This window comes from Arthrobacter tecti (assembly GCF_054511355.1).
In genome coordinates this window covers 74,507-80,533 of sequence record NZ_JBTNCT010000016.1, presented here as the reverse complement: position 1 = coordinate 80,533, position 6,027 = coordinate 74,507, and the positions used below count along the sequence as shown (strand labels likewise).

Here is a 6,027-nt window from a genome sequence, read left to right as displayed (position 1 = left end):
AGTGTGGTCAGGAGGGTGTTAAGGTCTGTCTTCACAAACTGGGTTTAACACCCTCCGCCTTCGATTAACAGCGTCCACGCGGCAACCGCCTAATAGGACTCACTCATCTAGATCCCGACTGGTGGGTGAAGGGTCTAATCGAACGGGAGCAACTCTCCGGCCTCGCACCTGCCCCGTTCAGGCTGCGTAAAGAAGACGCGGAGCTGGATGCCGAGCTTGACCGCCAGTACAGCGAGGCGAAGGTCCGCGAAACGCTCGAGGACTTCAACCGCCAGGTCATCGAAGCGCGCAGGCAGCTGCTTGGTGGTCCACCGGTGGTCACCAAAACCCGCGACGTCGAAGCGGAACTTGTGCGGTGGCGTGAACGACGCGCCGTCCGCACGGCGCAGGGAGAACACGCGCAGGGAGACCAGGAAGACCAGGACGGGACCGCGGGGAAACCCCAGAGGGAGGGGGCGAGGCGCCCACCGTGGTGGCGCCGTCGTCGTACTTAGATCGTGTTCACGGCTCCATACCAGAGCACGCGGCTAATCCTTCGCGACGATGTCCTGGTACTCGGGGTGCCGCTCGATGTACGCAGCAATGAAGGGACACAGGGGAGCAGCCTGGAGGCCGCGTGAGCGAACGTCGTCCAGCGCGTACCGGGCGAGGGTGCTGCCGGCACCGCGGCCTTCGAACGCGGAATCGACCTCGGTATGCGTGAAGATGACCCGCGAATCCTTCAACCGGTACTCCGCGAAACCAGCAGGCTTCCCGTCGAGGCTGATCTCATAGCGCCCTGCTTCGGCGTTGTTGGAAACCTGTGCGTCCACGTTCTTGTCCACGGCACCTCCAGATAGTAAGTAGACTGTTCACCTCAGGCTATACCGAGCAGAGGCGGATCGACGTGACCCACGCTATTGATGAGGAGTCGGTCCGGCACGAGCTGCAGGACCTGGTGCTTGAAAGTGCCGGCATCAGGGAGTTTCTCGACGGTATGGTTCGGGTCGCTGCACGTGAGCTCTCCGCGGCAACCGGAAAAACCATTTACGCTGCCGTCACCCTCCTCAGACCCAAGCACGAAGGAACCGTGGCCAGCAGCAGCGACGAGGCGAAAGCCATGGACGAGATCCAGTACGCGTTCGACGACGGTCCGTGCCTGCGTGCTGCCCGTGAGCACTACACCGTGGTTGTGGAGGATTTCCGGACGGAGGACCGGTTCGGCGACTATGCGGACGCAGTGGTTGAGCATGGCCTTCGTTCAGCCCTCGGTGTCCCCGTCATCCTCGAAGGAGCGGCGAATGCCGGACTCGACCTCTACTGCCGCGAAGCGCACATCTTCAACAGCACCCACATCGAGGCGGCAGAAAAGTTCGCCCACAAGGCGTCCCGATCCATGCAGCTTGCGCTGCGCGTGGCAACCCTCGTGGAGCACACGGACAACCTGACCGCCGCGATGGAGAACCGCACAACCATCGACCTTGCCGTCGGCATCATCATGGGCCAGAACCGCTGCAGTCAGGACGAGGCCGTCAGCATCCTCAAGGCTGCATCCAATGCGCGCAACGTCGAGCTGCACGCCATAGCCGCGGCGGTTGTCTTGTCCGTAAACGACACCGGCCCGGCCACGCATTTCGACGCCTAAGGCGCCGCTTCCACCAGATCCCTGTCGGCATGGCGCCGGTCGCGCCGGTAGCGCAGGTGTCCGAGCAGCGTCACCATAATGGTCAGCACCGCCGAAATCGCTACGCCCACCCACAGGTCGATCAGCAGCGCGAATCCGCCCGCCACCGCACCGAGGCCGATCAGCAGGATAGCCAGCGCTCGGCGAACCCAAAACTTTCCCTTACCCCCGGCAAGCCGCGAATCCGACGCGAGCCCGGTGATGGTCGAGGTCACGACGACGGTCGTAATCTCCGCCACCTTCAACCGCTTCGCGGCGGCCGCCTGAATCCCCATCACCGTTGCCAGCCCTGAGGTGACAGCGCTGCCCAGCACCTCGTCAGCGCTGACCTCCACCAACCCGACGACGACGGCAATCACCGCAGTGCCCAGCGCCACCGCCCCGAACGCCACACTGGTGCGCGCCGACCACCCTTCGGGCGCCTTCCGCAGCATCCGGCCGGCGAGAAGCGCGCCCACCATGAAGAAGAGCAGTGCGAGGGCCGGCCGCAGAACAGGGAGGTCATTCCCGCCGGCCACAGCCATTCCCAAAAGCACCACGTTGCCGGTCATGTTGCCCGTGAAAACCCGGTCGAGTCCCAGGTAACCGACGGCGTCCACCACTCCCGTTGAGAAGGTGAGCACCAGCATCAGTGCCAGATGGAGGCGGTCGGTCGACACTCGCTTGGTGGGCATTCGGGTTCCTTCTCGGTGGGAAAGTTCGGAAACAATCTTGTAATGAATGTATACGAAGCTTAGGCTCGTTCACAGAATTGTATTCAATTTCTCGCTGAAGCGGAGAATGGAAGACAGTTTCCCGACGCACAGAGCCGTGACTCGACCAGAGGATTTGCATGAGAATCAGCAGCCACCCGCGTAGAAGGTTGCTCCAGACCGTAACGGCAGGCGCCGCCGTCGTACTCGCTGCGACCGCCTGCCAACCCATCCAGGCTCTGGAACCCCCGCCCGAGCGGGAAGAAGTCACCTCGATTCCCATCGGAGACCTGGAGATCCGCGAGGGCGGTGACCTGGTGATGGCGCTCTCGGCGGAGCCTGACCGCCTGGACCCCACGACGTCGTCATCCCTCTACACGCGCTACGTCATGCAAACCATGTGCCAGAAGCTCTATGACATCGACGCCGAAGGTGAACTGGTTCCGCAGCTGGCCACCGAACTGCCCGAAGTCTCCGACGACGGCCTCACCGTCACCATCCCGCTCCGGGACGATGCCGTCTTCGCTGACGGCGCCGAATTCAACGCCGAAGCTGTCCGGACTACCCTGGAGCGGCACCTGACGCTCGAGGAATCCTCCCGAAAGAGTGAACTGGGTCCGATCAGCAGCATCGAGGCGGTGGATGAAAACCACGTCCAAATCACGTACGAAACACCTTTCGCACCGCTGACGGCTGCGCTCGCCGACCGCGCAGGAATGATGCTCTCACCCAAGGCGCTCGAGGAAACCGGGGAGAACTTCGGCGACCACCCGGTGTGTGTGGGCCCGTTCAAGTTCGTGGAGCGGGTGCCGCAGACCTCGATCAAGGTGGAACGCGACCCGCTCTATTACGACGCCGGGAACGTCCACCTTGACACCATCACCTACCGGATCATCACCGATGCGAACATCCGCGCCGCCAACCTTCGCTCCGGCGACGTGCAGGTCGCCGACACCATTTCGCCACAGGACATCGATGCCCTTATGCAGGAGGACGGCGTGGGCGTGCTGCAGGTCGGGTCGCTCGGCTACCAGGGCCTGACCATCAACGTCGGCAACACCGACGGCGTGGGGGAGCCCGTCGGCGAGATCGGCACCCCACTCGCCCAGGAAGCTGCCGTCCGCATGGCGTTGTCCATGTCGATTGATCGGGAGGCGCTGGTGAACACCGTCTTCAACAGTTGGTTCCAGCCCGCCTGCTCGCCCATCTCCCCCTCCAGCCCGTTCAGCTCCGAACTCAGCGAGGCCTGCCCGCCCTACGATCCTGAAGGCGCGAAAGCCCTTCTGGAGGAAGCCGGTATCGAAACGCCGTACGCCATCGAGATGCAGGTCAGCAACACCCCGGACACCCTCCGGTTCGCCCAGGCGTTGCAGGCGGCGGTTGCGGACGGAGGATTCGAGCTCACCATCCTGCCCGTCGAGTACTCAACGCTCCTCGACGTACAGTCCCGCGGCGATTTCGAGATGCTCCAGCTCGGCTGGTCCGGCCGCGTTGATCCGCACGGCAACATGTTCAACTTCCTCTCCACGGGCGGCGGCAACAACTACTCGGGCTATAACAACCCGGAGGTCGACGAGCTGCTGCGGAGCGCAGCCCAGGTCAACGACGACGGCGAACGCGCCGAACTGTACGGCCAGGTGGTCCAGCGCATCCAGGAAGACAACCCGCTGATCTACCTGTACCGGCAGCGCAGTCTCACCGCCTATACCAACAACGTTGCCGGCATCGAAACCTTCGCCGACGGCGTGGTGCACCTGAGCAACGCCGCGTTCCTTGCCGACCCTCAGGAACTCAAGGAAGAGGACTGACGCATGACCCGTTACCTGCTCACCAGGCTGTGGCAATCCGCGCTCACGCTGGTCCTCGCTTCGATCGTCGTTTTCATCGGCGTGCGGCAGCTGCCGGGCGATCCGGCGCTTGCAATGGCAGGCGAGGAAGCGACGCCGGAACAGCTCGCAGCCATCCGCGCCGACCTGGGGCTCGACCAGCCCCTCCTCGTCCAGTACTTCACCTTCATCAGCAACATCCTCCGCGGCGACTTCGGTGAATCCACCCGCACCGGCACCCCCGTCACCGAGCTGATTGCGACGACGCTGCCCGTCACCCTGTGGCTCTCGGCGTACGCGATCGTGGTGGCCGTCGTCGTCGGTATCCTGTTCGGGGTCATCGCCGAACGGTACCGGGGCCGCTGGCCCGAGTGGATCGCCAACGGGTTTGCGCTGATCGGCCTCTCGGTGCCGAACTTCTGGCTCGGCATCCTGGCAATCCTCTACCTGGCGGTGTTCCTCGGCTGGTTCCCGGCCTCCGGGTACGTGGATGTCATGGCGGAACCGCTGCGCGGCATCTACTACCTCACCCTGCCGGCAATCATCCTCGGCACCGGACTGGCGGCCGTGATCATGCGGCAGACCCGCGCCTCCATGATCGAGACCATGAGCACCGACTACGTCCGGACCGCCCGCGCCAAGGGTCTTGGCAGGGGCCGGGTGCTGCTGCGGTACGGACTGCGGAACTCACTGATCGTCGTCGTGACCATCGTTGGACTGCAGCTCGGCGGGCTCATCTCCGGGGCCGTTGTCACAGAGCGCATCTTCGCCCTTCCCGGCTTCGGCAAGCTCACCCTCGACGCCGTCTTCACCCGTGACTACCCCGTCATCCAGGCAGTAGTGCTCATCATCACCCTCAGCTACATCGTCATCAACCTGGCCGTGGACATTCTCTACTCCGTGGTCAACCCGAAAATCCGAGTCGGAGGCAGCAACTGATGGCAATGACCGAAACCGTCACGACGACGGCAGAGTCCTCTGGTTCCACCCTCGGCACCGGCCGCGGCAGGGTATGGCGGCGGCTACGCACCAACCCGCTGGGCATGACCGGCGCGGTGCTGCTCGCCGTCGTCGTTCTTGCTGCGATCCTTGCACCGGTGATCGCACCCTATGACCCGGCGGAAGTGCACTTCGACACCCCGTTCCAGCAGCCGCTCACTGTGGGCTACATCCTCGGGACCGACGATCTGGGCCGAGACATCTTCTCCCGCATGCTCTTCGGCATCCAGGCGTCGCTGCAGGTGGGTGTGCTGTCGGTTCTCCTCGCGGTGCTGATCGGCACTCCCTTGGGCCTGCTGGCCGGATACTGGAAAGGGTTCGACGCCGTTATCTCCCGCCTCACGGATGTCACCCTGGCTTTCCCCTTCCTGATCATCGCCGTCGGGCTCGCCGCAATCAGCGGACCGAGCCTGGCGAACGCGGCGATCGCCCTGGGCATCGCGCAGATACCGACGATGATCCGGGTGGTTCGCGGAGAGACGCTGCGGATCAAGGAGAGCGACTTCGTGCTGGGAGCCAAGACCATGGACGCCTCCGGGCTGCGGATAATGGCCCAGCATGTGCTGCCGAACGCGACTTCGGCGATCATCGTCCAGGCCACCGTCATCATGCCGGTTGCCGTGATCGGCGAAGCGCTGCTGTCCTTCCTCGGCCTCGGCATCCAGCCGCCCACGCCGAGCCTTGGCATCATGCTCTCCGACGCCCAGCAGTACATCTTCCGCTCGCCCACAGCCGCGATCTTCCCCGGTATCGGCATTGCGGTGATCTGCCTTGCCTTCAACCTCTTCGGCGATGCTCTGCGCGACGCCCTCGATCCGACCAACACCCGTCGAAAGTAGATTGTTTC

At 63.8% G+C, this 6,027-nt stretch carries 6 protein-coding genes and 1 pseudogene; 5 read left to right on the top strand and 2 right to left on the bottom strand.

Translation table 11 applies throughout. From position 1 onward, the window contains the following. Window positions 1–110 precede the first annotated feature (110 nt). A pseudogene (locus tag ACX80C_RS15590) lies at window positions 111–494 on the top strand (DUF1992 domain-containing protein); the annotation flags it as partial. A gap of 33 nt (window positions 495–527) precedes the next feature. On the opposite strand, the gene ACX80C_RS15585 reads toward ACX80C_RS15590, so the two are convergent. Then, entirely contained in the window at window positions 528–824 is a 297-nt protein-coding gene (locus ACX80C_RS15585) for a GNAT family N-acetyltransferase (protein WP_459327365.1), read from the bottom strand. Window positions 825–886: 62 nt separating this feature from the next. Here ACX80C_RS15585 and ACX80C_RS15580 point away from each other — a divergent pair, with 62 nt between their 5' ends. Next, entirely contained in the window at window positions 887–1,624 is a 738-nt protein-coding gene (locus tag ACX80C_RS15580) for a GAF and ANTAR domain-containing protein (protein ID WP_459327364.1), read from the top strand. Here ACX80C_RS15580 and ACX80C_RS15575 read toward each other — a convergent pair. Then, window positions 1,621–2,337: a YoaK family protein gene (locus ACX80C_RS15575; RefSeq protein ID WP_459327363.1), complete on the bottom strand. Its 717-nt coding sequence runs from the start codon at window positions 2,335–2,337 to the stop codon at window positions 1,621–1,623. The two genes, ACX80C_RS15580 and ACX80C_RS15575, sit on opposite strands and share 4 nt — an antisense overlap. A 158-nt stretch (window positions 2,338–2,495) precedes the next feature. Here ACX80C_RS15575 and ACX80C_RS15570 point away from each other — a divergent pair, with 158 nt between their 5' ends. From ACX80C_RS15570 to ACX80C_RS15560, 3 genes are read left to right on the top strand one after another with little or no spacing between them, the layout of a single operon-like run. Then, the gene (locus tag ACX80C_RS15570; RefSeq protein ID WP_459327362.1) at window positions 2,496–4,163 is read left to right on the top strand and encodes an ABC transporter substrate-binding protein; all 1,668 of its coding nucleotides are present in this window, start codon (window positions 2,496–2,498) and stop codon (window positions 4,161–4,163) included. A gap of 3 nt (window positions 4,164–4,166) precedes the next feature. After that, window positions 4,167–5,120 carry an ABC transporter permease gene (locus ACX80C_RS15565; RefSeq protein WP_459327361.1) on the top strand — a complete coding sequence of 318 codons (954 nt, stop codon included), beginning with the start codon at window positions 4,167–4,169 and terminating at the stop codon, window positions 5,118–5,120. Next, window positions 5,120–6,019: an ABC transporter permease gene (locus ACX80C_RS15560; protein ID WP_459327360.1), complete on the top strand. Its 900-nt coding sequence runs from the start codon at window positions 5,120–5,122 to the stop codon at window positions 6,017–6,019. Before ACX80C_RS15565 ends, ACX80C_RS15560 begins: the two co-directional genes overlap by 1 nt. Window positions 6,020–6,027: the final 8 nt, after the last annotated feature.

Excerpts from the sequence above, each read along its gene's own strand:
- ACX80C_RS15570 (WP_459327362.1), top strand. The coding sequence starts at position 2,496 with ATGAGAATCAGCAGCCACCCGCGTAGAAGGTTGCTCCAGACCGTAACG.
- ACX80C_RS15565 (WP_459327361.1), top strand. The coding sequence starts at position 4,167 with ATGACCCGTTACCTGCTCACCAGGCTGTGGCAATCCGCGCTCACGCTG.
- ACX80C_RS15560 (WP_459327360.1), top strand. The coding sequence starts at position 5,120 with ATGGCAATGACCGAAACCGTCACGACGACGGCAGAGTCCTCTGGTTCC.
- ACX80C_RS15575 (WP_459327363.1), bottom strand. The coding sequence starts at position 2,337 with ATGCCCACCAAGCGAGTGTCGACCGACCGCCTCCATCTGGCACTGATG.